This is a genomic window from Streptosporangium sandarakinum (assembly GCF_050942225.1).
GTDB classification, from domain to species: domain Bacteria; phylum Actinomycetota; class Actinomycetes; order Streptosporangiales; family Streptosporangiaceae; genus Streptosporangium; species Streptosporangium nondiastaticum.
The window spans coordinates 1,577,624-1,601,780 of sequence record NZ_CP192034.1; the positions used below are offsets into that span (position 1 = coordinate 1,577,624).

Annotated in this window: 19 protein-coding genes and 1 pseudogene; 10 read left to right on the forward strand and 10 right to left on the reverse strand. The window is 73.0% G+C overall.

Translation table 11 applies throughout. The features are described from left to right. Window positions 1-105 precede the first annotated feature (105 nt). Window positions 106-696, reverse strand: a complete 591-nt coding sequence (locus ACQP10_RS07485) for a hypothetical protein (RefSeq protein WP_433541973.1) — start codon at window positions 694-696, stop codon at window positions 106-108. A 227-nt stretch (window positions 697-923) separates the two neighbouring features. Further along, a pseudogene (locus ACQP10_RS07490) lies at window positions 924-1,097 on the reverse strand (MerR family transcriptional regulator); the annotation flags it as partial. Between the two features lie 202 nt (window positions 1,098-1,299). Here ACQP10_RS07490 and ACQP10_RS07495 point away from each other — a divergent pair. Together ACQP10_RS07495 and ACQP10_RS07500 are read left to right on the forward strand one after the other, a co-directional pair. Beyond that, on the forward strand, window positions 1,300-2,616 hold the full coding sequence (locus tag ACQP10_RS07495; protein ID WP_433541106.1) for a cryptochrome/photolyase family protein: 1,317 nt from the start codon (window positions 1,300-1,302) through the stop codon (window positions 2,614-2,616). 104 nt (window positions 2,617-2,720) lie between these two features. Continuing rightward, window positions 2,721-3,110 carry a VOC family protein gene (locus ACQP10_RS07500; protein ID WP_346022053.1) on the forward strand — a complete coding sequence of 130 codons (390 nt, stop codon included), beginning with the start codon at window positions 2,721-2,723 and terminating at the stop codon, window positions 3,108-3,110. Between the two features lie 120 nt (window positions 3,111-3,230). Here ACQP10_RS07500 and ACQP10_RS07505 read toward each other — a convergent pair whose 3' ends face one another. The 6 genes from ACQP10_RS07505 to ACQP10_RS07530 all read right to left on the reverse strand — a co-directional run bounded on the left by ACQP10_RS07505 (window position 3,231) and on the right by ACQP10_RS07530 (window position 9,717). Beyond that, window positions 3,231-3,566 carry a hypothetical protein gene (locus ACQP10_RS07505; RefSeq protein ID WP_179819255.1) on the reverse strand — a complete coding sequence of 112 codons (336 nt, stop codon included), beginning with the start codon at window positions 3,564-3,566 and terminating at the stop codon, window positions 3,231-3,233. A gap of 162 nt (window positions 3,567-3,728) precedes the next feature. Then, window positions 3,729-4,406 (reverse strand): uracil-DNA glycosylase, encoded by a 678-nt coding sequence (locus tag ACQP10_RS07510; RefSeq protein ID WP_346022054.1) that lies wholly within the window; start codon window positions 4,404-4,406, stop codon window positions 3,729-3,731. A 77-nt stretch (window positions 4,407-4,483) separates the two neighbouring features. Beyond that, complete coding sequence (locus ACQP10_RS07515; RefSeq protein WP_179819253.1) at window positions 4,484-5,362, reverse strand: carbohydrate ABC transporter permease; 879 nt, start codon at window positions 5,360-5,362, stop codon at window positions 4,484-4,486. Continuing rightward, window positions 5,359-6,717, reverse strand: coding sequence for an ABC transporter permease subunit (locus ACQP10_RS07520; RefSeq protein ID WP_386149255.1), 1,359 nt, complete (start codon window positions 6,715-6,717; stop codon window positions 5,359-5,361). The genes ACQP10_RS07515 and ACQP10_RS07520 overlap by 4 nt, the downstream gene beginning before the upstream one ends. Before the next feature lie 290 nt (window positions 6,718-7,007). After that, window positions 7,008-8,333: an ABC transporter substrate-binding protein gene (locus ACQP10_RS07525; protein ID WP_346022057.1), complete on the reverse strand. Its 1,326-nt coding sequence runs from the start codon at window positions 8,331-8,333 to the stop codon at window positions 7,008-7,010. 124 nt (window positions 8,334-8,457) lie between these two features. After that, window positions 8,458-9,717 (reverse strand): ABC transporter substrate-binding protein, encoded by a 1,260-nt coding sequence (locus ACQP10_RS07530; protein WP_346022058.1) that lies wholly within the window; start codon window positions 9,715-9,717, stop codon window positions 8,458-8,460. 131 nt (window positions 9,718-9,848) lie between these two features. On the opposite strand from ACQP10_RS07530, the gene ACQP10_RS07535 reads away from it, so the two are divergent. The 3 genes from ACQP10_RS07535 to ACQP10_RS07545 all read left to right on the forward strand — a co-directional run bounded on the left by ACQP10_RS07535 (window position 9,849) and on the right by ACQP10_RS07545 (window position 13,441). After that, window positions 9,849-10,355 carry a PadR family transcriptional regulator gene (locus tag ACQP10_RS07535; RefSeq protein WP_179819250.1) on the forward strand — a complete coding sequence of 169 codons (507 nt, stop codon included), beginning with the start codon at window positions 9,849-9,851 and terminating at the stop codon, window positions 10,353-10,355. After that, window positions 10,352-11,098, forward strand: coding sequence for an ABC transporter ATP-binding protein (locus ACQP10_RS07540; protein WP_346022059.1), 747 nt, complete (start codon window positions 10,352-10,354; stop codon window positions 11,096-11,098). Before ACQP10_RS07535 ends, ACQP10_RS07540 begins: the two co-directional genes overlap by 4 nt. 63 nt (window positions 11,099-11,161) lie before the next feature. Then, entirely contained in the window at window positions 11,162-13,441 is a 2,280-nt protein-coding gene (locus ACQP10_RS07545; RefSeq protein WP_399499866.1) for an ABC transporter permease, read from the forward strand. A gap of 150 nt (window positions 13,442-13,591) precedes the next feature. Here ACQP10_RS07545 and treS read toward each other — a convergent pair whose 3' ends face one another. Continuing rightward, entirely contained in the window at window positions 13,592-15,280 is a 1,689-nt protein-coding gene (gene treS / locus ACQP10_RS07550; protein WP_389993860.1) for a maltose alpha-D-glucosyltransferase, read from the reverse strand. Between the two features lie 420 nt (window positions 15,281-15,700). Next, a complete protein-coding gene (locus ACQP10_RS07555) occupies window positions 15,701-17,368 on the reverse strand; it encodes an asparagine synthetase B family protein (RefSeq protein ID WP_179819246.1) in 1,668 nt (555 codons plus the stop codon). A gap of 70 nt (window positions 17,369-17,438) precedes the next feature. Here ACQP10_RS07555 and ACQP10_RS07560 point away from each other — a divergent pair, with 70 nt between their 5' ends. The 5 genes from ACQP10_RS07560 to ACQP10_RS07580 all read left to right on the forward strand — a co-directional run bounded on the left by ACQP10_RS07560 (window position 17,439) and on the right by ACQP10_RS07580 (window position 23,972). Continuing rightward, the gene (locus tag ACQP10_RS07560; RefSeq protein ID WP_346022062.1) at window positions 17,439-19,421 is read left to right on the forward strand and encodes a hypothetical protein; all 1,983 of its coding nucleotides are present in this window, start codon (window positions 17,439-17,441) and stop codon (window positions 19,419-19,421) included. Window positions 19,422-19,499: 78 nt separating this feature from the next. Further along, window positions 19,500-20,165, forward strand: coding sequence for a DALR anticodon-binding domain-containing protein (locus tag ACQP10_RS07565; RefSeq protein ID WP_433541107.1), 666 nt, complete (start codon window positions 19,500-19,502; stop codon window positions 20,163-20,165). Between the two features lie 59 nt (window positions 20,166-20,224). Next, on the forward strand, window positions 20,225-21,040 hold the full coding sequence (locus ACQP10_RS07570) for a neutral zinc metallopeptidase (protein ID WP_179819243.1): 816 nt from the start codon (window positions 20,225-20,227) through the stop codon (window positions 21,038-21,040). A 222-nt stretch (window positions 21,041-21,262) separates the two neighbouring features. Next, the gene (gene lysA / locus ACQP10_RS07575) at window positions 21,263-22,645 is read left to right on the forward strand and encodes a diaminopimelate decarboxylase (RefSeq protein WP_346022064.1); all 1,383 of its coding nucleotides are present in this window, start codon (window positions 21,263-21,265) and stop codon (window positions 22,643-22,645) included. 34 nt (window positions 22,646-22,679) lie between these two features. After that, on the forward strand, window positions 22,680-23,972 hold the full coding sequence (locus tag ACQP10_RS07580; RefSeq protein ID WP_179819241.1) for a homoserine dehydrogenase: 1,293 nt from the start codon (window positions 22,680-22,682) through the stop codon (window positions 23,970-23,972). Window positions 23,973-24,157 lie beyond the last annotated feature (185 nt).

The following is a 24,157-nucleotide window of genomic DNA, read 5'->3' on the forward strand; positions in this document are numbered from 1 at the left end:
TCACTGACCCTGGAAACCTATTCAAAACTTATTCATACCCGCCGGCTTCCATGAGCGCAAATGAACCCGCCGCTCAGCGCGGCGGGCCGGATCGGTGGATCGGGTTCAGCGGATCGCTTCGCGGATCCGGTTGACCGCCTCAGTGAAGGACGTGACGAGGGCGGCCGACGGCGGCAGCCCCTCCCGCCAGCCCGGGCCGCCCGCGACGATCCGGCTCGCCGGACGCAGCGTGGGCAGCGAACCGAGCGGCGCCGGGTCGCCGGTCTCGGACCGCTGCGACCAGACGAAGACCACCGCCGGGCTCAGCCGCCGCATCGCGTCGGCCAGGGCCGGATACGGGGTCCGGGCCCCCAGCACCCGGGTCTCCAGGCGGTGTACGGTGGCCAGCTCCGCCGCCAGGGCGTGGACCGGCAGGCTGTGCTGCTCCTCGGCGGCGCAGGCCAGCAGCACCGGGCGGTCGTTGACCGGCCGGGCGGGGCGCCGGACGAGCCGGGTCAGCGCGGCCAGCACCCGGTCGGAGAACAAGTGCTCGATCTCGACGCTCGCGCCGGTCTCGGCCTGGCGGTGGCAGATCGTCTCGAAGACCGGGAGCACCAGCTTCTCCCAGGTCCACACCACCCCGTGCCGCTCCAGCGCGGCGCCGATCCACTCGGCCACGGTCGAGCTGTCCAGCGCCACCGCGGCCCGCGCCAGCATCGCCGCGGTCGGGATCTGCGTCCCCGCCCCCGGCGCGGCCGGGACGGTCCGTTCCAGGGCGAGACCGCCCTGGGCGGTGGGGGCGGCGGCGTCCTGGCCGGGGCCGGGACGCGGCGGCCGGCCGGAGGGGCCTCCCGCCGGGCGGCCCCGGGCCTGAGGACCTCCCGCGCCGCGTCGGCCGCCGGGACGCCGAGCTTGATGAGGCGGTTCATCTCCTCAAGGCGCCGCAGGTCGTCGGCGTCGTAGCGGCGGTGCCCCCCCGGGCTGCGGCGGCTGGGCCCGATGCCGTACCGGAGGTTCCAGGTGCGCAGCGTGGGCGCGGGCACGCCGAGCCGGCGCGCGACCGCGCCGATGCCGTACCCCGGCTCGTCCTCGGGGACCGGCCTGCCCGGTTCGTCCATTCTCGCCGTCACCCCGATCCCTCCCCGGTCATCGTCCGGCACCAGCTTGCCAGCAGTGCGACGCCTCCGGTTCGGGGCGTCCGTCCACGACTACTCCTTCGTGCGGCCCACCTGGGCGGATGCAGGGCGCTCCGGAGGAGGCTCCCGACTCGGCCCGCGGCGGGTGCAACCGCTCCCGGCCGGTCACGCGAAGTCATCGTCGATGGACACCGTCATCGTCTTGCTCAACCGCGACCTGAGGGTGCACGACCACCCGGCGCTCGCCGCCGCGTGCGCGGAGGCCCGCCGGGTCGTCCCTCTCTTCGTGCTGGACCCCTCCGTGCCCGCCGGCCGCCGGTCCGGGTTCCTGGCGGAGTCCCTCGCCGACCTGCGCCGGTCGCTCCGGGAGCGGGGCGGCGACCTCGTCGTCCGCCGGGGCGATCCGGTGGCCGAGACCGTCCGGCTGGCCCGGGAGATCGCCGGCGGCGGGGCCGGCGGCGGATCCGCCGCGGGGGTCGTCGAGGCCGTCCACGTCAGCGCCGACGTCAGCGCCCTCGCGCGGCGCAGGGAGCGCCGCCTGGCCGAGGAGTGCGAGCGGCACCGGATGGGGTTCCGGGCCTTCCCCGGGGTGACGGTCGTGCCGCCGGGCGCGGTCACCCCCTCGGGGGGAGGGGACCACTACCGGGTCTTCACCCCCTACTGGCGGGCCTGGCAGGCCCACTCCCGCCGCGAGGTCCTTCCCGCCCCTGCCAGGGTGACCCTCCCCGAGGGACTGGATCCCGGTGTCCCGCCGCCCGGCCATCCGCACCGGCCGCACGAGCTGTTCCGGGGCGGCGAGACGGTGGCGCGCCGGCGCATGCGGCAGTGGCTGAAGTACTGCGTGGCCGACTACGCCGCCGGCCACGACGACCTGGCCGGCAACCGCACCTCCAAGTTCAGCCCCTACCTGCGCTTCGGCTGCCTGTCGCCCCTGGAGCTCTCGTCCCTGGCCGAGGACGGCGACGACTTCGTCAGGCAGCTCTGCTGGCGCGACTTCTTCTACCAGGTGACGATGGCCTTCCCGGCCATCAACCGCGCCGACTACCGGCCGCGCGGGCTGACGTGGAACGACGACGCCGAGGCCCTCCAGGCGTGGAAGGAGGGCCGGACCGGGCTGCCGATCGTGGACGCCGGGATGCGGCAGCTCCTGGAGGAGGGCTGGATGCACAACCGCGCCCGGCTGCTGACCTCGTGGTTCCTGGTCAAACGGCTGCGGGTCGACTGGCGGGCGGGCGCCGACCACTTCTTCGACCTCCTGCTCGACGGCGACGTGGCGAACAACTACGGCAACTGGCAGTGGGTCGCCGGGACCGGCAACGACACCCGGTTCAACCGGACCGTCAATCCGGTACGGCAGGCCCGGCGGTTCGACCCGGACGGGGAGTACATCCGCCGCTACGTGCCCGAGCTCCGGAACGTCCCGCCGAAGACGCTCCACGAACCCTGGCGCCTGCCGTCAGCGGTCCGTGGCTATCCGCCGCCCCTGGTGTCCCCGGCCTGACCGGCCGGGCGCCGGATCGGCCGGTGGGGCTGACGGGGCCGCCCGGCGGTGGCAAGCTCGGCGTGAAGGCAGCGCACGTCCCGAGCGGCTCGATGGAGGCCGGCATGTCGACGCCCCGCGTGGTCCCGTTCCTTCGCTACGAGGACGCCCCGGCGGCCGTGGCGTGGCTGGGTGAGGTCTTCGGGTTCCGCCCGCTGGCCGCCCCGCCCGGCGGCGGGGGGCCCGGACACACCCGGCTCGCGCTCGGGGACGCGGTGGTCGTGGTGGCCCCGGTCCGCGACGGCGAACCGTACCTGCGCAGTGCCCTGGACCTGCCCGCGGTCAGCCAGGGCGTGTTCGTGGTGGTGGACGACCTCGACGCCCACTACGAGCGGGCGGCGGGCCGGGGCGCGGAGATCGTGACGGAGATCGAAGCCACCCCCGACGGCGCCAGGGCCTATCTGGCCTTCGACCTGGAGGGCCAGCTCTGGGCCTTCGGGGACGGCTTCGCCTAGGTTCCGCGGGCCGCTCCGCGGCGCCCGGGTGCCGTTCCGCGGATCCCCGCCGCGGCGAGGGGCCCCCGGCGGCCTCGGCGGGCGGGACGACCCGCGGAACAGGACCTGACGGAACAGGACCTAGTGGTGGTGGTCGTGCTCGCCGTCCTCGTCCTCCTCCGCGGGGCCCTCGGAGGGCTCGACGCCCAGCACGGCCTCGCGAGGCTCGATCGACTCGATGTGCTCGATCAGGCCGAGCACGTGGTCCGGCTCGATGAGCCACTGCAGCGCGGTCGCCCCGCTTTCGTCGGCGGAGACCAGCTCCGCCTGCTCCCGGCGCTCGGCGTCGTCGAGGTCGGCCTCGGGGTGGTTGATCTCCTTCAGCGCGGCGGCCTGGAGCGCGCCCAGGTCGTTCACCTCCACGGTCAGTTCGACCGTGAGGCGAAGATAACGTTCGGTGCCCGATTCATCACTCATGGTGGTAAATCTTAGTGCCCCCGGCGGGCCGGGCCGACCCGGGAGGTGGGACACGGAGGCGGGGAAGGGGGTGATCCGCGGGACGGGACCCGCGGATCCGGGTGCCGTTCTCGCGGATCGGCCCGCCTGCGACGGCCATCCGGCCGGGGTCCGCGGTGGAGACTAGGGGAGCCGCCAGTCGACCGGGTCGGCGCCCTGCTCCTCCAGCAGGTGGTTGGCGCGGCTGAACGGGCGGGAGCCGAAGAAGCCGTTGCGGGCCGACAGCGGGCTCGGGTGGGCCGACTCGACGGCCGGGTAGGGCTGCAGCATCGGCCGCAGGTTGCGGGCGTCGCGTCCCCACAGGATCGCCACCAGCGGCTTGCCGCGCTCGGCGAGCGCCCTGATGGCCTGCTCGGTGACCTCCTCCCAGCCCTTGCCCCGGTGCGAGGCCGGCTTGCCCGGCATGACGGTGAGGACCCTGTTGAGCAGCAGCACGCCGTGCTCGGCCCAGGGGGTCAGGTCGCCGTTGCTCGGCATGGGCAGCCCGAGGTCCTCGGTCAGCTCCTTGTAGATGTTGCGCAGGCTGGCCGGGATCGGGCGCACGTCGGCGGCCACGGAGAAGCTCAGGCCGATCGGGTGACCCGGCGTGGGGTACGGATCCTGGCCGACGATCAGCACCTTCACCTGGTCGAAGGGCTGCTGGAAGGCGCGGAGCACGTTGGGGCCGGAGGGGAGGTACTGCCTGCCCTCGGCGACCTCCTTCCGGAGGAAGTCGCCCATCTCGGCGATCTTGCCGGCGACCGGCTCCAGGGCCTTGGCCCACCCGGTTTCCACGACTTCGTTCAAAGGGCGTGCGGACATGGGGAAACCCTATCGACCTTTGAGGTCCGGTACGGCTCGCCCGGGAAAACCGGGCAAGCCGTACCGGACCTGCCCCCTTACTTCACCGAGCCGGCCATCATTCCCTGGACGAAGTACCGCTGGAAGGCGAAGAAGAGCACCAGCGGGATGATCAGGGAGAGGAAGGCGCCCGGCGCCAGGATGTCGATGTTGGTACCGAACTGCCGCATCTGCGACTGCAGGGCCTTGGTCATCGGCTGGTTGTCGGAGTCGGCGAACACCAGCGCGACGAGCAGGTCGTTCCAGACCCAGAGGAACTGGAAGATCCCCAGCGACGCGATCGCGGGCTTGGCCAGCGGGAACACCACGGTCGAGAAGATGCGCCACTCGCTCGCGCCGTCCATCCGCGCGGCCTCCAGCAGCGAGGCGGGGATGCCCACGAAGAAGTTGCGGAGCAGGAAGATGGCGAAGGGGAGCCCGAACGCGACGTGGAAGAGCACCACGCCGGCGATGGAGCCGAAGATCCCGAGAGCGCCGTAGAGCTTCGCGATCGGGATCAGCGCGATCTGGATCGGCACCACCAGCAGGCCGACGACCACGAGGAACAGCGGGTCCCTGCCGGGGAAGTCCATCCAGGCGAACGCGTAGGCCGCCATGGCCGCGATGCCGATCACCAGGATCGTGGCGGGCACCGTGATGGCCACGGTGTTCCAGAACGACGAGGTGAACCCGGTGGCCAGCAGGTCGCCGTAGCTCTTCAGGGTGAACTCGGCCGGCTTGGTGAACGCGGTCCACCAGCCGGTGGAGTTGTTGGCCGCCTCCTCGCGGATCGAGACCACGAACAGGCCGAGGGTGGGAACCAGCCAGAAGACGCCGATCAGGACCATCAGGGCCTGGATCACGCCGCCGCCGATCCGGTCCGTGACCCGGCTGAGGACGCCGCGCCGCGGGGCCCCGGCGATGGTGGAGGTTGTCACTGGTTGTCCCTCCTGAACCGGCGGATGTTGATGATCATGAACGGCAGGACGAGGATCAGCAGGAAGATGGCCAGCGCGCTGCCCAGACCCTGGTTGTTGCCGCCGCCGAAGGCGACCCGCCACATCTCCAGCGCGATCACGTTGGCCTGCGGCTGCACCGATCCCGGCGCGATGACGAAGACCAGGTCGAAGACCTTCAGGGTATTGATGATCATCGTGACGAACACGACGAGCAGCACCGGCGACAGCAGCGGCACGGTGATCTTGCGGAACACCTGCCACTCCGTGGCGCCGTCGATGCGGGCCGCCTCCAGCGCGTCACGCGGGATGGCCGACAGGCCCGCCGCGATCAGCACCATGGAGAACCCGGCCCACACCCAGATGAAGGCCCCGATGATGGCCGGGGTGATCAGCGTCGGGCCGAGCCAGGAGACCCCGCCGAAGGCCGCCTCGAAGTTCGACTGCGGCAGTCGTACGACGTAGTCGCCCGCGGACAGCCCGCTGAGGCGGAAGGTGCCGTCGGCGCCGGTGGTGGCGGTGGCCTTGACCTCGCCGTTCTGCACCGCCTCGACGGTCAGCCCCTCCAGGGCCTTCTCGGTGGCGTCGACCTCGTTGAGCCGTCCGCCGCCGCCCTGGGTGAAGTCCACCCAGACGGTGCCGGCCAGCTCGCCGGGCCCGGCCTGCGGCGCCGCCTTGGCCACGGAGGCCGTGGCGAGGTCGGCGGGCTTCACGCCCACCAGCGGGACCAGCACGGCCTTGCCGGGCTGCGCGGGCTGCTTGGTCACCACCGCGCCCTGCTGGGCGGCGACGGGCGCCTGGTCGTTCTCCCGGGGCCGGGCGTCGGGGAAGCCGTTGTGGCTGCCGAAGACGCCCTGGACCGAGGTGATCACGGCGTTGGCCACGCCCCGGTCGGGGGCCTGCTCGTACACGAGCCGGAAGATGACGCCGGAGGCCATCAGGGAGACGGCCATCGGCATGAAGACGATCAGCTTGAACGCGGTCGCCCAGCGGATCCGCTCGGTCAGCACCGCGAAGATCAGGCCGATCACGGTCACCATGGCGGGGGCCACCACGACCCAGATCAGGTTGTTCCTGATCGTGGTGAGGGTGCCGGAGTCGGAGAAGATCGCCCCGTAGTTCTCCAGCCCGACGAAGGCGTTCCCGGTGCTGTCGTAGAGGCTGCGGAAGATCGAGTAGATGATCGGGTAGATCACCATCGCGCCGAGCAGCACCACGCCCGGCAGCAGGAACAGGATCGCCAGCGTCGGCGACGGTCCCAGCCGGGAGGGGCCGCGCACCGCCCCGGGCGCGGCCGGCCCGGCGGTGGCGATCTCCGGCTCGACGGCCGGCGCCATCCGCTCGGCGGGGTCGGCGGAGGTGGCGGGGGTCACGTCGGCGAGGGCGGGGTGGACATCCCCGTCCGCGCCGGCGCCGGGGCCGGTGGCCCCGGCCGCGTCACCGGCGGTCCCGGTGGCGCCGCCGGTTCCGGCGGTGGTCCCGGCGTCCGCCGGGGAGGGGAGTCCTCGCGTGGGCCGGCGGGGGAGCCGGCTGCGTCATCCGGTCCGGGAGAGGACCCGCGGGCGGCGTCGCCGCCGCCGCGCGGGGCCCGCGGGCCGTCCAACCGTTCGGTCACGGCCGCTCTCCTCTACTTCCAGGCCTTCTTGGCCTCGGCCTCGAGCTTCTCCTGGATGTCCTTGACCTTGGAGGGGTCGCGGACGAAGTCCTGCAGGAGCTTCCACTCGCCCTTGCCGTCGGTGCCGCCGAAGGCGCTGGGCGCGAGGTCGGACATGTCGTAGCGGACGGCCTCACCGGCCGAGACGATCGTCTGGGCGAGCTTCTTGGTCAGCTCGGAGGGGTAGTTGTCGGGCGAGACGTTGCGGTTGGGCGACAGGTAGCCGGGAAGCTTGGCCCAGACCTCGCCGCCCTCCTTGGAGGCGAGGAACTCCATCAGCGCCATCGCGCCCTTGGACTCCTTCATCACCACCGCGATGTCGCCGCCCAGCACGACCGGCTCGGTGTCACCGGCCTTGGGGAACGGGAAGTACTTGGCCTCCTCGCCCACCTTGGCCTTGGACTCCTCGGCGGTGGTGCCGACGAAGTCGGCCTCGATGACCATCGCCGCCTTGTCCTGGCCGTAGACCTGGGTGACGCAGGTGGGGAAGTCCGTCTGCAGGGCGCCGGAGGTGTCGCCGAGCAGGAACTCCTTCTTGCCGACGAGCTGGCCGATCTTCTCCAGCGCGGTGGTGACCGAGGGGTCGGTCCAGGGGATCTCGTGCTTGGACAGCTTGGTGTAGTTCTCCGGGCCCGCGCTGGACAGGTAGACGTTCTCGAACAGGTCGGTCAGGGTCCAGCCGGAGGCGCCGCACAGGGCGAACGGCGGGGTGCCGGAGTCGGCGATCGTCTGGGCGGTCTTGACGAACTCGTCCCAGTTGGTGGGCGGCTGCGCGCCGGCGTCCTGGAAGGCCTGGTCGCGGTACCAGACCAGCGACTTGTGCGCCGCCTTCATCAGCACGCCGTAGACCTTGCCGTCGGCGGAGCCCAGCTCCTTCCAGTACGGGGTGTAGTTGTCGTCGAGCTGCTTCTGCACCTCGGGGGCGAGCTCCTTGAGCGAGCCGTCCTTGGCGTACTGCTGCAGCAGGCCCGGCTGCGGCAGGATCGCGATGTCCGGCGGGTTGCCGCCCTGGATGCGCGGGCCGAGGTAGGCGCCGGTGTCCTCACCGGTGGAGGCGTAGGTGACCTTGGCGCCGGTCTTGGCCTCGAAGGCCTTGAGGACCTGCTCGAAGTTGGCCTGCTCGGCGCCCGTCCACTTGGCGGCGACCTCGATCTTCACGCCGTCGAGGGTCTTGGCCGCCGGGGCCGAGCTGCCGCTCGCCGCGGCGGAGGGGGATGCGGCGTCGCCGCTCTGGCCGCCGCAGGCGGCGAGCGCGAGCGCCAGGCCCGCGGTGGTCATCGTGATGACGGACTTGCGCATGCTGGGAGGACCTCCTGTGCTGGCGGAGGACCCGGGGAGCCGGGCCTTCCGGGGGGTGATGGAGAAGGGGAAGCCGTGCCGCGCGAGAACGGGGATGACGACTCGGCGAGGGGGTCACCCTCGGTCACTGAGTCCGTATGATCTCGCTGAGCTGGCCTTTCATGGAGGCGACGATGTCGCCGTCGTCCTCCTCCTGGGGGTGCGTGAGGGCGTTGGAGACCGCGCTGGCGATCACCAGGCTCACCTGGTTGTAGTTGGCGCTCGCCGGTCTGGGGCGGGCGGACAGGATGCTCTGCTTCAGGACCGGCAGGTAGGGGAATCGCTTGATCAGGCCGGGGTCGTCGTACAGCTCGGCCCACACGGGCGGGAACGAGCCGTCGGTGAGCACCCGGCGCTGGTTCTCCAGGCCGGTGAAGTAGCGGATGAACTCCACCGCCGACTTCTGCCGCTTGGAGAAGGCGCTGACCGCGAGGTTGGCCCCGCCCAGCGAGCTGGAGCCGGGGCCGTTGAGACCGGGCAGCCGGGTCACGCCGAACTTCCTGCCGACCGCCGAGGCGGTGGCCGGGCCGTAGGCGTGCGGCCAGTTCCTGGCGAAGGCCAGGCGGCCCTCCTGGAACGCCAGCCGCGACTCCTCCTCCTTGAAGGAGAGGGCCTCGGCCGGGATCCATCCCTCCCGGACGCCGCCGGTCAGGAAGTCCAGGCCCGCCTTGGCGCGGTCGGTGTCCATGGCGACCCGCGTGCCGTCCGGGCTGAGGATGTCGGTGCCGGCCGACTGCACGGCCTCGGCGAAGTTGACGGTCAGCCCCTCGTAGGCGAGGAACTGCCCGGCGTAGCCGCCGACGCCGTGCTTCTCATGCAGGGTCCTGGCCTGCTCCCGCAGCTCCGCCCAGGTCGTGGGCGGCTTGAAGCCCTGCTCGGCGAGCAGGTCCTTGCGGTAGTAGAGCAGGCCGGCGTTGCTGGTGTACGGCACCGCCCAGAGCTTGCCCCGGTAGACCGCGGTGTCGACCACCGGCGGCAGGAACCGGCCCAGCGGGAACATGCCGCGGTCGAGCGGCACGATCCAGCCGGCGTCGGCGAACTCCGCCGTCCAGACCACGTCGAGGCCGAGAACGTCGTAACGTTCGCTCTTGGCCTGGAGGTTGGCGACCATCTGGGCGCGCTGCTCGTCGGCCGCCTCCGGAAGCTCCAGAAGGGTGACGCGCTCGGCCGGATGGGCCTCGTTCCAGCGGTCCAGGAGCGGCTGGAGATACCCGGTCGTGTCCCGTCCCGTGACGAAGGTGATCGGACCGGTCCCACTCGACCGTTCCGGCGTCTCCTGCGCGACGGCCCCCGAGCATCCCGCCGCCAGCAGCGCGGCGAGCGCGACCGGGAGCAGCCTGCGCATGATTGCCACCTCGTTTCGGTGCGGTTACATACGTGTTAGGTAGATGCATGCATGTTATGCACAGCGTTAATGTGGGCGTCAACGGATAGTGCCGTAACGCTCAGGTAACGAGCTCCTGAAGGAGGTGAGGGGTGAGGCTGTCGCTGCTGGCGCTCCTCGCGAAGGAACCTGCCCACGGATACGAGCTCAAACAGGCCCTTGAGCAGATATTCGGCAGGGCGTACCCCTCGCCGAACATCGGGCAGATCTACGTGACGCTGGGTCGTCTGGAGAAGGACGGCCTGGTGAAGGCGGTGGACGTCGAGCAGTCCAACCGGCCGAACAAGAAGGTGTACTATCTCACCGCCAAGGGCCGGGAAGCCCTCGACGCGTGGGCCGACGAACCCACCGAGGGACCCCGGGTCCGGGACGAGTTCTTCATGAAGCTCGTGCTGGCCCCGATGACCGGCATCGCGGACCGGACGGCGCTGATCAACCGCCAGCGCCGCCACTACCTCGCGCTCATGCGCGACCTCAACGAACTGGCCGAGCGGACCGACCGGGGGGATCGCGTCGCGCTCCTGCTGATAGAGGGGGCCATGCTGCATCTGCAGGCCGACCTCGACTGGCTCGAACGCTGTCAGGAGGACCTCCCGTGAGTCCACCCCCCATCGTCAACACCGTCAACCTCGTCAGGATCTACCAGGACGGCGGGGTTCCGGTGCCCGCCGTACGAGGGGTGGACCTGAAGGTCGAGGCGGGGGAGTTCGTCGCGATCATGGGACCGTCCGGGTCGGGCAAGTCGACCCTGGTCCACATGCTCGGCGGCCTGGACGCCCGGACCAGCGGCGAGATCTGGCTCGACGGCTCCCGCGTCGACACGCTGAGCGAGAGCGCCTGGGCGCTGCTGCGCCGTAGGAAGATCGGCTTCGTCTTCCAGTTCTTCAACCTGGTCGCCAACATGACCGTCGCCGACAACGTCGAGCTGCCCGCGCTGCTGGCCGGGGCCTCCCCGCGCGAGGCCCGCGAGCGCCGGGAGTACCTCCTCGGCGAGCTCGGCCTGGCCGACCGCGCCGAGGCCGCCCCCGCCCAGCTCGCCGGCGGCGAGCAGCAGCGGGTCGCGCTGGCCCGCGCGCTGGCCAACCGGCCGAGCCTGCTGCTGGCCGACGAGCCCACCGGCAACCTCGACAGCCGCAACACCCGCGACGTCCTGCGCCTGCTCGGCGAGGTCCACCGCGACGGCCAGACCATCATCCTGGTCACCCACGACGCCCGGGTGGCCAGCCTGGCCGACCGCGTGGTCTCCCTGCTCGACGGCCAGATCGTCGACGACGGAGCCGTCGGCCCGGTACGGCGCCGCCCCCGTGCCTCCGCGGGCGACGTCGTCGAGCTGAGGAGCTGAGCCGCCGATGAGCACGACCGGCCGGCCTCCGGCCCATCCCCCCGCGCGTCCGGGATCCCCGGCATGAGCACGGCGAGGGCCTCGGCCCGGTGGATCCGCGCCGACCTGAGGGCCCGGCGGGGGCAGGCGCTGCTGACGGTGCTCGCGGTCGCGGGGATCGTCACGGCGCTGATCGTCTCGGTGACCCTCCTGGAGGACGGCACCAACCCCTGGCGGGGACTGTTCACCGAGTCCCGCGGCGCCCACGTTTGGATCCACACCGGGGACGCCCCCGACGTGACCGCGCTGTCCCGCCTGCCGGGCGTGGCCGAGGTGGCCGGGCCGTACCGCACCGCGCCGGTGACGCTCACCCTGGAGGGCAAGAAGTCGCCGGTGGCGCTGCGCGGGATGGAGGCGAGACCGCCGGCGGTGGCCACGCCGCTGGTCAGGCAGGGGCGGTGGCTGCGCCCCGGCGACACCGACGGCGTGGTCGTCGAGCGGTCCTTCGCCGAGGCGCTGGGCCTGCGGATCGGCGCCTCCTTCCCGGTCACCGCGCTCAACGGCGCCTCGCACCCGCTGACCGTGGTCGGCCTGGCAGACACCGCCGACCAGGGCTTCTACCCCGAGTGGACGCCCGGCCTGGCCTGGACGCTCACCTCCACCCTCGCCCGGGTCGAGCCGGCGCTCGGCCGCAGCGAGTCGGTCACCGGCCTGCGGCTCGTGGACGGCGAGGACACCCTCCCGGCCGTGCACGGCGCGGTCACCCTGCTGAACGACCAGATCCGGCGCATGTCCACCTGGCGCGAGGTCCGCGCCGCCATGGAGCTGGACAACCGGCTGCTCGGCCTGCTGCTGGCGCTGTTCGGCGTCACCGGGCTGGTCGCCGCCGCGCTGGCCGTCGCCAACGCGGTGGGCGGCCGGGTGCTCACCCAGACCCGCGACATCGCCACCCTCAAGTCACTCGGCTACACCCGGGGCCAGATCTTCGGCCTGCTGACCGTGGAGCACGGCGCGCTCGGCCTGCTCGGCATCGTCTGCGGGCTGGTCTGCGGGCAGCTCGTCGCCTTCTTCGCGCTGGACGGGGTGCCGCTCCTGCCGCCGTCGCCGCTGCCGCTACTGCTGATCATCCTCGGCACCGCCGCGGTGGTCGTGATCGCCGCGGCCCTGCCCGCCTGGCGCGGGGGCCGCACACCGCCGCTGCCCGCGGTGCCCGCCGCGCCGCCCCGGGGCCGCCTGTCGCGGATGGCCCGCCTCGCCCTCCTGGTACGGCTGCCGCCCGCGCTCGTCCTGGGCACCCGCGACGCCTTCACCCGGCGGACGCCCGCGCTGCTGAGCATCTTCGGCCTCGCCGTCCCGATGATGATGATCACCATCGGGCTGGGGTGCTGGGCGACCCTGGACGACTTCCTGCGCCACCCCGAGCGGGTCGGGCAGGCGGCGGCGCTGGTCGTCCACCCCGACAAGCTCCCCGCCGAGGAGGCCGCCCGGCTGGCCGCGGCCGACCCGCAGGTGCGGGCCGTCTACCCCGGCGCCGAGGTCTCCGCGCTGGAGCCGGAGCAGACCAGGACCGTCCTGGCCAGGGCGCTGGGCACCTCGGCCGAGCCGTACCCCTTCCGGGTGGCCGAGGGGCGGATGTTCGCCGCCCGCGGCGAGGCGCTGGCCGGGCAGGGGCTGCTCGACCTGCTGGGCGTGAAGATCGGCGACCGGGTGCGGATGACGGTCGGCGGCACGCCGCTGATCGTGCACATCGTGGGCCGGGTGGTGGAGCCCGACCAGGACGGCGAGGTGCTCTCCCTGGGGATGGACACCCTCGCGGCCAAGGACGCGGTGCCGCCGCAGTTCTACAGCCTGGTGCTCGAACCGGGGGCCGACCCCGCGGCGGTCCGGGCCCGGCTGCTGGCCGCCTCCGGCGAGAAGCTGGAGGTGGCCCGGGTGGTCAACCCGGCCGAGCGGCTCTCGGTCATCCGCGTGGTGATCGTCGCGCTGATCGTGGTGCTCTCGCTGCTGGGCCTGGCGAACCTGCTGACCGCCAGCGCCCTGGGCCTGCGGGACCACGCGCTGGACCTGGCGGTGCTCAAGGCCATGGGTCTCACCCCCCGGCAGGTGGCCGCCACGCTGGTCACCGGCACCGGCCTGCTCGTCGTGCTGGGCGTGGTGGCCGGCGCCGCGGCCGGGGTCTCGGTGGTGACGGGCCTGGTCGACCTGCAGGGCCACACCAGCGGCGTCGGCGCGGGCATCGGCCGGGCCCCCTCGCCGCTGACCCTGACGGTGGCGGTGGCCGTCGCGGTCGGCGCGGCCCTGCTGGTCGCCCTCATCCCGGCGAGGAGAGCCGCCCGCGCCCAGGTTCCGGTCACGGCCCGATAGCCAGGGCCATCCGATGGCCACGGGCCGGCGCCGTCGGCGCCGGCCCGCCGTCATGCCTCAGCTCATGACGGCGTGGTCACCTCGCCCGCCGGACGCCGAAGACGGTGCGGTACGGCGGGGCCGTACCGCACCGTCTTCCGGGCGGGACCGTCAGGGGCGGGTGAGGGAGAACCAGTAGAAGCCGTAGGAGGGAAGGGTCAGCAGGTAGGGCAGGGTCCCGATCTGGGGGAACGGCACCGAGCCGCGGGCCTCGACCGGCGTCATGCCCTCGAAGCGGCGCAGGTCCAGCTCGACCGGCTGGGGGTACTTCGACAGGTTGTTGACGCACAGCATCAGGTCGTCGCCGTCCTCGCGGATGAAGGACAGCACGGCCGGGTTGCCGGACCACAGCTCGTTGTAGACGCCCGTGCCGAAGACCGGGTGGTTGCGCCGGATCTCCAGCATCCTGCGGGTGAAGTGCAGCAGCGACGCCGGGTTCCTCTCCTGGGCCTCGACGTTGATCGCCTGGTAGCCGTAGATCGGGTCCATGACGGTGGGCAGGTACAGCCGGCCCGGGTCGGCCTGGGAGAAGCCGGCGTTGCGGTCGGGGCTCCACTGCATCGGGGTGCGGACCGCGTCGCGGTCCTCCAGCCAGATGTTGTCGCCCATGCCGATCTCGTCGCCGTAGTACATGACCGGCGAGCCGGGCAGCGACAGCAGCAGCGCGGTGAACAGCTCGATCTGGTCGCGGTCGTTCTCCAGCAGCGGGGCGAGACGGCGCCGGATGCCGAGGTAGGCGCGCATGCGCGGGTCCTTGGCGTACTCGGCGTGCATGTAGTCGCGCTCTTCCTCGGTGACCGTCTCCAGCGTCAGCTCGTCGTGGTTGCGGAGGAAGATGCCCCACTGGGCCTTCTCGGGGAGCTTCGGCGTCCGGGACATGATCTCGGAGATCGGTTCGCGGCTGCCGCGCCGCACGGCCATGAAGATGCGCGGCATCAGCGGGAAGTGGAACGCCATGTGGCACTCGTCGCCGCCGGTGGTCGGGTCGCCGAAGTACTCCACGACGTCCTCGGGCCAGCCGTTGGCCTCGGCCAGCAGCACCCGGTCGGGGTAGAGGCGGTCCACCTCGGCGCGGACCTTCTTCAGGTAGGCGTGCGTCTCCGGCAGGCCGGAGCAGGCCGTGCCCTCACGCTCGAACAGGTACGGCACCGCGTCGAGGCGGAAGCCGTCGATGCCGAGGTCCAGCCAGAACCGCAGCACCTCCAGCATGGCCTCCTGGACCGCCGGGTTGTCGTAGTTGAGGTCCGGCTGGTGAGAGAAGAAGCGGTGCCAGTAGTACTGCTTGCGGACCGGGTCGTAGGTCCAGTTGGACTCCTCGGCGCCGATGAAGATGATCGGGGCGTCGGGGTAGCCGGTCGGCTCGTCGGCCCAGACGTAGAAGTCGCCGTAGGGGCCGTTGGGGTCGTGGCGGGACGCCTGGAACCACGGGTGCTTGTCGCTGGTGTGGTTCATCACCAGGTCGGTGATGATGCGCAGGCCCCGCTGGTGGGCCTCCTCGATGAGCTTCACGAAGTCCGCCAGGTCACCGAACTCCGGCAGGATCTTCATGTAGTCGGAGATGTCGTATCCGCCGTCACGCAGTGGCGACTCGTACAGCGGCAGCAGCCACAGACAGTCCACGCCGAGCCACTGGAGGTAGTCCAGTTTCTCGATGAGGCCGCGGAGGTCTCCCGTGCCGTCGCCGTTGGAGTCCTTGAACCCGCGGACCAGCACCTCGTAGAAGACCGCGCGCTTGTACCACTGCGGGTCGGAGGAGACGAAGTCCTCGGACACGGTCTCGGGGGAGGGGGATGCGTGCATCGTGTTCTCGCTCAGGGTGAGAAAGGGCAGGACGATGTCGCCGGTCTACCGGCTGAACATGTTGTGATCACCGCGCTGGCCGGGAGTCGTCATCCCCATGAGCTCCGGGCCCCGGTCGGACCGAATTTGTGATTCGGTGCCATCCGTTTGTGGCGCTTTATCCGCGAAGACTACCAGCCGGAGGGGCGCGGCGAACCCCCAGAAATCGGACGGTCTCCGCTCCGTTCCGCGGATTCCCCGCGAGTATCGCGCCATCCGCGCGTAGCCGCCACGACACTTACCGTTTCTTTACCGGAAAGCCGTCGGCCACGACCGCGCTGACCTGGGCGTACGGGTGCCCGACCGGGTCGCGCCGGCGATGATGGGAAAGGGCTTTCCGAGAGCGTCGCCCCGGGAGGGCCGGGTCCGGAACGGCGTCCCTCAGGCCCAGGGCGGGGTGAGGCCGGTCAGGCGCTCCTCGCGGTCGGTGAGCCAGGCCCCGAAGAGCACCAGGCCGCGCACCCAGAACCGGTCGTTCCACCCGTTGAACCGCGCCAGGGCGTCCGGCCCGGCGGCGACGACGTCCTGGAGCTGCTCCGACAGGAGCGTGGGCACCGTCGAGGCGACCCGCGCCAGCATGCGGTGGCCGTACTCGCGGGCCGGCGCGGCGGCCGAGCGCAGCGGAACCCGCTGGAGCGGCTGCTTGACGACGTTGGTCGAGGGCAGCGCCGCGACGCGCGGGTTGGCCGCGTGCAGCAGCTCCCGGTAGAAGCGCCCGCCGTCCTTGCGGGCCACCCCCACCGACAGCGCCGCGTCGAAGAAGGCCGGGTGCATGAACGGCGCGGCGAACGACACCTCGGGCCCGACCAGGTTGACCGCCGAGCGGGCGATGCCCTTGGCCGTCCGGGTGTGCAGCACGGAGAGGGGCAGCTCGGCCCGGTGGCCGTTCAGCATCGAGGTCGACTGGGCGAAGGCCGTCCGCACCGCCGAACCGATCCACTCGGCGGCGGCCTCGGACAGGAACGGCACCGAGGGGGCGCCCAGCGACAGCGAGCCCAGCAGCGCGGCCTTGCGCTCGGCCTGCGAGGAGGCGGTGATCGCGGCCCCGCTGACCATGAAGTTCTTCAGCAGCGGCCCGCCGGCCAGGCCGTCCACCAGGGTCCGGCCCGCCCGGTGGACCTCGCGGGCGAAGGGGGCGTACCAGGCGTGGTGCGGGGTGAGGAACTCGAGACGCCGGGCGACGTCCAGCGCGTCGGCGGGATAGGCGGCGGCGTCCTGGGGGATCACGCGGTGCCGTACGCCCAGCTCGCGGGTGATGGCGCGGGCGAAGGCGATGTCGGTGTCGGTGCCGTCGTCGGGGCTGGTCGTCCACGACTCCACGTCGGCGCCCCGGGCCACCGCGACCGAGCACAGCAGCCGCGAGTCGTAGCCGCCGCTGACCGGCACCAGCAGCGGCCGGTCCTCGAAGTCCTTGTAGACCTCGTGCAGGATCTCCAGGATCTCCCCGGCCGAGCGGCCCGCCTCGAACGGCTCCTCGCGCAGCCAGCGGGGCAGCATCCGCTCGGTGGCGATCCGGCCGGTGGCCCGGTCGAGCACCAGCGCCCCCGACCCGGTCAGCCGCTTGACGCCGGTGTAGGGGGTGTCGTCGCGGAGCGGGAAGGTCACCTGGATGATCGCGGCCCAGGCCTCCCAGTCGACCTCGTGCGGGCCGCGCGTCAGCGACAGCAGCGGCTCCAGCAGGGAGGAGAAGTAGACCACGCCGTCCAGCGCCAGGTAGTAGACGTCCACCAGGCCGAGCCCGCCGGCGTGCAGCACGATCCGCTCGCCGTCGCCGATCAGGCCGGGCGTCTCGAACTCCTCCGCCACCCCGATCCACGACCGTGTCCGGCCGGGTCCCGACGGCCCGCGCTCACCCCAGGCGAACGCCCACGTCCCCTCGCCGCGGTGGTACGGCGGCAGCGGCGAGGAGCTGAAGAGGGCCGCTCCCGGCTCGCGCAGCGCGGGCCGCACCCGCGGCCCCGCCTGCCGGAGGGTCTCCAGCGCGGCCTCGTCGAGGTGGCCGATGCCGCCGCAGACGTACGGCCTCACATTGAACGTCGGCCACTGCACCGTGCTACTCCTCTTTGTCGAGATTGAGTAAAGGGTATCCTTTCGCCCGGCTCAGGAATCGGAGGACGACGTGGCGGGCGATCAACTCGAGAGCACACGGCTGGCGCTGCGGGACGCCGTTGCCCAGGCGGAGCGGGCCGCCGAGCTGGCCAGGCTGCTCGACGCGGCGCAGGCGAAGATCGCCGACGCGGAGCGCGCGTCGGCCGAGGCGAACACGCTGCGCGAGCGTCTGGAGCAGGCCGAGAAGGGCCTCGCGGCGGCGCAGGCGGCCGAGGAGAAGCTCCGCCGCGACCTGGCCGAGCAGCGCTACCAGGCCGAGGTGGCCAGGTGGAAGCTGTCGTCGGTGCAGGTGGCCCGCTGGTCCCGGCTCGGCGACGCGATCAAAACGGGCAAGAGCAACCCGGTCCGGCTGGCGCGGGGCCTGCGCGGGGCCGCCAAGCCCGCCAAGCGCCCGGTCGCCCCCAAGCGCCAGCCCATCCCGGTCACCAAGAAGACCGACCGGCAGGTCCCCGGCGCGTCGTTCCAGGCCACCACCTCCACCCGGGTCATCGGCGGCGCCTCGGTCAAGCTCAAGCCCTTCCGCGTGCCGACCGGCCCCAACACCCGCCCCCACCTGACCGCGGCCGTCGTCGCCGAGCCGCACGCCGAGGCGCTGCTGCGCTACGAGTGGCGCCAGACCGCCGGGTTCACCCCCGGCGACTTCGCCCGCGCCCTGTCGGCCGAGGTCCCGCACCTGCTGCTGGTGGAGTCGGTCACCGGGGGCCCCTGGGCCGACGAGGTGCGCGAGGCCGGCCCGGCGCTGCGCGCCCTGCTGGCGTGGTGCGCCGAACGGGGCATCCGCACCGTCTTCTGGCACACCCACGGCGAGGTCGGCCGGTTCGCCGCCGCCGCGAGCCTGTTCGAGCACGTCGTCTCGGCGCTGCCCGGCACCGTCAAGGAATGGGGCGCCACCCTGGCGGCGCGGGAGCCGGAGCCCGGCCGCCGCCCGCCCTCCCTGGGCCTGCTGCCCTTCGCCGTCCAGCCCCGGGTGCACAACCCGCTGCCGCTGGCCGGGGACCGCTTCGACCGGGTGCTGACCCTCGCGGAGCTGCTCCCCGCCCACCTGGCGTATCCCGACGTGCTCACCTCCTACCGCTGGCCCAGGGCCGTGTACTGCCCGCCGGGCACCGAGCCCTGGCGGATGGCCGAGCTGGCCGCCTGCGGCACGCCGATCACCCCGGTCAACCCGGCCGAACCCGTGGCCGCGACGCCGCCGCAGGCCGGGCCGCCCGCCCCGCCGGACGCCCTCGCCCTCTCCGCCGACGACCGCCGGGCCCACGTGGCGCTCCGCCAGTCCTACGCCGCCGGCACGATGAGCCAGAAGATCGACGACCTGCTCGGCGCGGTCGGCCTGCCCAGCGCCCGCGCCACCCTGAACGTCTCGGTCATCCTGATCGACCGGGGCGACCTCGACCACGCCCTCGCCCAGGTCGCGCCGCAGAAGGGCGTCGTGCAGCTCGTCGTGCTGTCGGACGCCCCCGACGCGGCCGAGCGGGCCCGCGCCGCGATGCCCGACCGGGTGGACGTCGCGGCCCGCCGCACCGAGTCCGGGCTGACCCTCGGCGGCATGCTGAACCGCGCCCTCGACCTGTGCGAGGGCGACCTGGTCGCCGTCATGGACGGCCGCGACCTCTACGGCGAGCACTACCTGACCGACCTCGCCCGCCCCTTCCTGTTCACCACCGCCGACATCGTCGGCAAGGCGGCCTACTTCGCGCACATGCGCGACGTCGCCGCGACGGTGCTGCGCCAGCCGTCGGCCGAGTACTCCTACCTCCCCGAGGTCTCCGGGGCGACGCTGCTGGCCCGCCGTACCGTCCTGCGCGGCATCGGGTTCGCCGACGTCTCCGAGGGCTGGGACGAGGTGCTGATGCGCCAGTGCCGGGCCGACGGGGTCAAGGTCTTCTCCGCCGACCGCTACGGCTACGTGTGCGTGCGCGACCGCGACCGCTGGCTCCTCGGCGCGGCCCGGCTCGTCGACTACGGCCCGCCCGAGCCGCACGCGCTCGTCTAGACTGCGCGGCGTGGCACCGCTCACCGGCGCGTTCACCGACGTGGCGCCGCCCGCCGGCGCGCTTCCCGGCGGCCGGCCGTGACGCCCGGCAGGCTCGCGGAGGTCCTGGGCCTGCCGCCGATCCCGCGCGGCACCTGGGCCGAGGCGGCGACGTACGTCTCCCCGGCCGCGCTGCGGCGCGGCGAGGACCCGGAGGCGATGGCCGCGCGGCTGCGCGCCCTGCCCGGCATCGCGGACGTGCGGGTACGGCCCGGCGGGTTCCTGGAGATCGAGGTCGCCGTGCCGGGGGAGCTGGTCACCGAGATCGGCCCGGCCGCCGCGGTGCCCGTGGCCCCCGCCGGTCCGTCCCCCTGGCCGGACTTCCCGCGGACCTGGGCCAACCCCGGCTTCGCCGTACGGTACGCCCACGTGCGGGCGGTGGCCGTGCAGCGCTGGGCCGCGGAGCTGGGCGTGACCGGGGACTTCCGGCCCGGACTGCTCACCGGGCGCCGGGACCGCGCCGTGCTCAGGTCGCTCGCCGAGCTGCCCGGCAGGCGGGTGAGCAGGGACCCCGGCTGGGCCGCCTACACCGAGCAGCTCGCCCTGGCCTACCACGACGCGTTCGAGCGCGCCCCCGCCCTGCCCTCGGGCGACGAGCCGCCCTCGCCGTTGCACACGGCCCGGGTACGGCTGGCCCGCGCCGTACGGGACGTGCTGGCCGAGGGGCTGGCCGCACTCGGCGAGACAGCGCCGACCGGCCTGTGATAGACCCTCACGGACAGTCCGTGAGGAACCTTTACGGAGCGAGCGGACGGGAGGGGTCGATGAGCGGTCCGCGGGACTGGTCGCCCGGGGAGCCGCGGCGGCCCGGGGTGGTCAGGCGCGTCCTGCCGGTGGCGCTGGCCTTCGCGATCATCGCCTGCGGGACGGTCTACCTCCGCGGCGACCTCCAGGGCCTCATCGGGACCGCGCCCGGCTCGCCCCGGTCGGTCGCCGCCACCCATCGCCTCTACGCCGCCACCCGGCCGGTCGGCGGACGCTGCGCCGGGCTGCCCCGCGACCCCGACGCCCGGGCGGGCGTGACCCTGCGCGCCCTGGCCCGCTGCCTGGACGGGATGTGGGCGGCGTCGCTCGCCGAGGCCGGCATCGACTACACGCCCCCTGCCGAGCTGCGGCTGGTGCGCGTCCCCGCGGACGCCGCGTGCGGCAAGGAGGACCACGACTGGGCCGGGATCTACTGCCCGCGGGAACGCGTGGTCAACGTGCTGGTCCAGAGCGGAGGCCGGGCGGCCCCGATGATGTTCACCCTCGCCCACGAGTACGCCCACCACGTCCAGGAGGTCAGCGGGATCGCCGACAGGCGGGGCTCGGAGACCTTCGACGAGGCGTGGTCACGGCGGCTCGAACTACAGGCCGACTGCCTGGCCGCGGCGGCGCTGCGGGTCGTCGGGCCGCGCCTGCTGCGCGAGCAGCGCCGGATGGCCGCCGCCGACGCCGGCGACCCGGACGGCCAGGCGGCGAGTTACCGCCAGTCGCACGGCTCGGGCGCCAGCAGCGCCGCGTGGATCGCCCGGGGGCAGCGCACCGGCACGGTGGGGGCGTGCAACACCTGGGGAGTCCCGGCGACGCAGGTGTCCTGAGGCCCTCCCGGCGGCCGGGGCGACGGCACGGTCTCCCCGGCGCGGTCTCCCGGCGGGGCGGGGCCGGGGCGCGGATCTCCTCGCGGCGGAGGCGGGAGGAACGTAAAAATATCGCGCTCTGGGTGTGAAACGCGTGAAAAATTCATGCCATTGGGGAGGACGTCGTCTCGACAGGTGGTCATCGGTCTCATCGGCGCCGCCGGGTCCGATAGCCTCGATCGGGTGAGTCGATTCGCCCATCCCGCCGGTGACCGGCACGCCGAGGTGCTGCCCGAGGAGCGCCCTCCACACGCGCCCGCCGACCTCAACGGACTCGATCCCCACATCTGGCCGCGAACGGCCGGCCGTGACGGCGGCGCCGTCACGATCGGCGGCGCCGACGTCAGGGACCTGGTCGCCGAGCACGGCACGCCTCTCTACGTGGTGGACGAGGAGGACTTCCGCTCCCGGTGCCGCGACTACCGCGAGGCGTACGTCGGCGGCGACGTCCACTACGCAGGCAAGGCGTTCCTGTGCCGTGAGACGGCCCGCTGGGTCATGCAGGAGGGGCTGGGCCTCGACGTGTGCAGCGGCGGCGAGCTGGCCGTCGCGCTGAGCGTCGGCTTCCCGCCCGAGCGGATCACGATGCACGGCAACAACAAGTCGCTCGCCGAGCTGGAGCGGGCCGTCGAGGCCGGTGTCGGGCACATCGTGGCCGACTCCTTCGAGGAGATCGCCCGCCTGGGCTTCCTCGCCGACAAGCACGGCAGGCGCCCCCGGGTGATGATCCGCGTCACCGTGGGCGTGGAGGCGCACACCCACGAGTTCATCGCCACCGCCCACGACGACCAGAAGTTCGGTTTCTCCCTCGGCAGCGGCGCCGCGGCCGAGGCGGCCCGCCGCGTCCTGGCCCTGCCCCAGCTGGAGCTCGTCGGCCTGCACTCCCACATCGGCTCCCAGATCACCGACACGGCCGGGTTCGAGGTCGCCGCGCGGCGGCTGGCCACGCTCCTGGTGCAGATCAAGGAGGAGCACGGCGTCGTCCTGCCCGAGCTCGACCTCGGCGGCGGCTACGGCATCCCCTACGTCGAGGGCGACACCTCGCCCGACGTCAAGGTGATCGCCGACGGCCTGCGGGAGATCGTCACCAGGGTGGCCGAGTCCGCCGGCCTGCCGGTGCCCCGGCTGACCGTCGAGCCGGGGCGCAGCATCGCCGGCCGCGCGGGCGTGACGCTCTACGAGGTCGGCACGATCAAGGACGTCGAGGGACTGCGCACCTACGTCAGCGTCGACGGCGGCATGAGCGACAACATCCGCACGGCCCTGTACGGCGCCGAGTACACCGCGCGCCTGGCCTCCAGGGAGAGCGACGCCGAGCCGATGCTCTCGCGCCTGGTGGGCAAGCACTGCGAGAGCGGCGACATGGTGGTCCGCGACCTGTGGCTGCCGGCCGACCTCGCCACCGGCGACCTGGTCGCGGTGGCCGGCACCGGCGCCTACTGCCGGTCGCTGGCCAACAACTACAACTACCTCCCCAAGCCCGCCGTGGTGGCGGTCAAGGACGGGGAGTCCCGGGTGATCGTCCGCCGGGAGACCGAGGAAGACCTGCTGAGGGGCCAGCTGTGAGGGCGGCCGTGAGCGAGAAGGGTGGTGCGGGCGCGTGGCTCTGAAAGTAGCCCTCCTCGGGTGCGGCGTCGTCGGCTCCCAGGTGATCCGGCTGATGCGCGAGCAGGCCGACGACCTCGCGGCGCGCGTCGGGGCCCCGCTGGAGCTCGCCGGGGTGGCCGTGCGGCGGCCGGGCCGCAGGCGCGACACCGACGTGGACCCGGCCCTGCTGACCACCGACGCCGAGGCGCTGGTCGCCCGGGACGACGTCGACATCGTCGTCGAGGTGATCGGCGGCATCGAGCCGGCCAGGTCCCTGATCCTGGCGGCCATGAAAGGCGGCAAGTCGGTCGTCACGGCCAACAAGGCGCTGCTCGCCGAGGACGGCGCGACCGTCCACGCCGCGGCCCGGGCCAACGGCGCCGACCTCTACTTCGAGGCGGCCGTCGCCGGGGCCATCCCGCTGATCCGCCCGCTGCGCGAGTCGCTGGCGGGCGACCGCGTCCACCGGGTGATGGGCATCGTCAACGGCACCACCAACTACATCCTCGACAAGATGGACTCCACCGGGGCGTCGTTCTCCGACGCGCTGGAGGAGGCCCAGGCCCTGGGGTACGCCGAGGCCGACCCCACCGCCGACGTCGAGGGCTTCGACGCCGCCGCCAAGGCCGCGATCCTCGCGAAGATCGCCTTCCACAGCCGCGTGACGGCCGCGGACGTCCACCGCGAGGGCATCACCGAGGTCACCGCGGCCGACGTGGCCGGCGCCAGGGCGATGGGATGCGTCATCAAGCTGCTGGCGATCTGCGCCCGCTCCGACGACGGCCGCTCCTTCGGCGTACGGGTCCACCCGGCCATGATCCCCAGGTCGCACCCGCTGGCCGGGGTCCGCGAGGCGTACAACGCGGTCTTCGTGGAGGCGGAGTCGGCCGGCCGGCTCATGTTCTACGGCGCGGGCGCGGGCGGCGCCCCGACGGCGAGCGCCGTGCTGGGCGACATCGTGGCCGTGGCGCGCAACCACCTGGCCGGCACCCGCGGCCCGGAGGAGTCCACCTACGCCGACCTGGCGGTGCACCCGATGGGCGAGACCGTCACGCGTTACCACGTCTCCCTGGACGTCGCCGACAAGCCGGGCGTGCTCGCCCGGGTGGCCGACATGTTCGCCAGGCAGGACGTCTCCATCCAGACCGTCCGCCAGGAGGGGCACGGCGACGACGCCCAGCTCGTCCTGGTCACCCACCGGGCTGACGACGCCGCCCTCTCGGCCACCATCCAGGGGCTGCGCGAGATGGACATCGTCCGCGACGTGGTGAGCGTCATGCGCGTCGAGGGCGAGGACATCGCCTGATCCGCCGTGAGGCCGGCCCGCCCCGGGGTCCCGCGTCAGGGATTCCCGGGGCCGTCCGTTCCCGCGGTGGGCGTCCCGTTCTCGCGACCCGGGCCTGACCCGGCCTGCGCGGCGGGCCGGGCGGTCCGCCGCCGGGGTCCGGGGCCGGGGTCCGGGGCCGTCCCGGCGGTTCCGCCGGGCCGGTT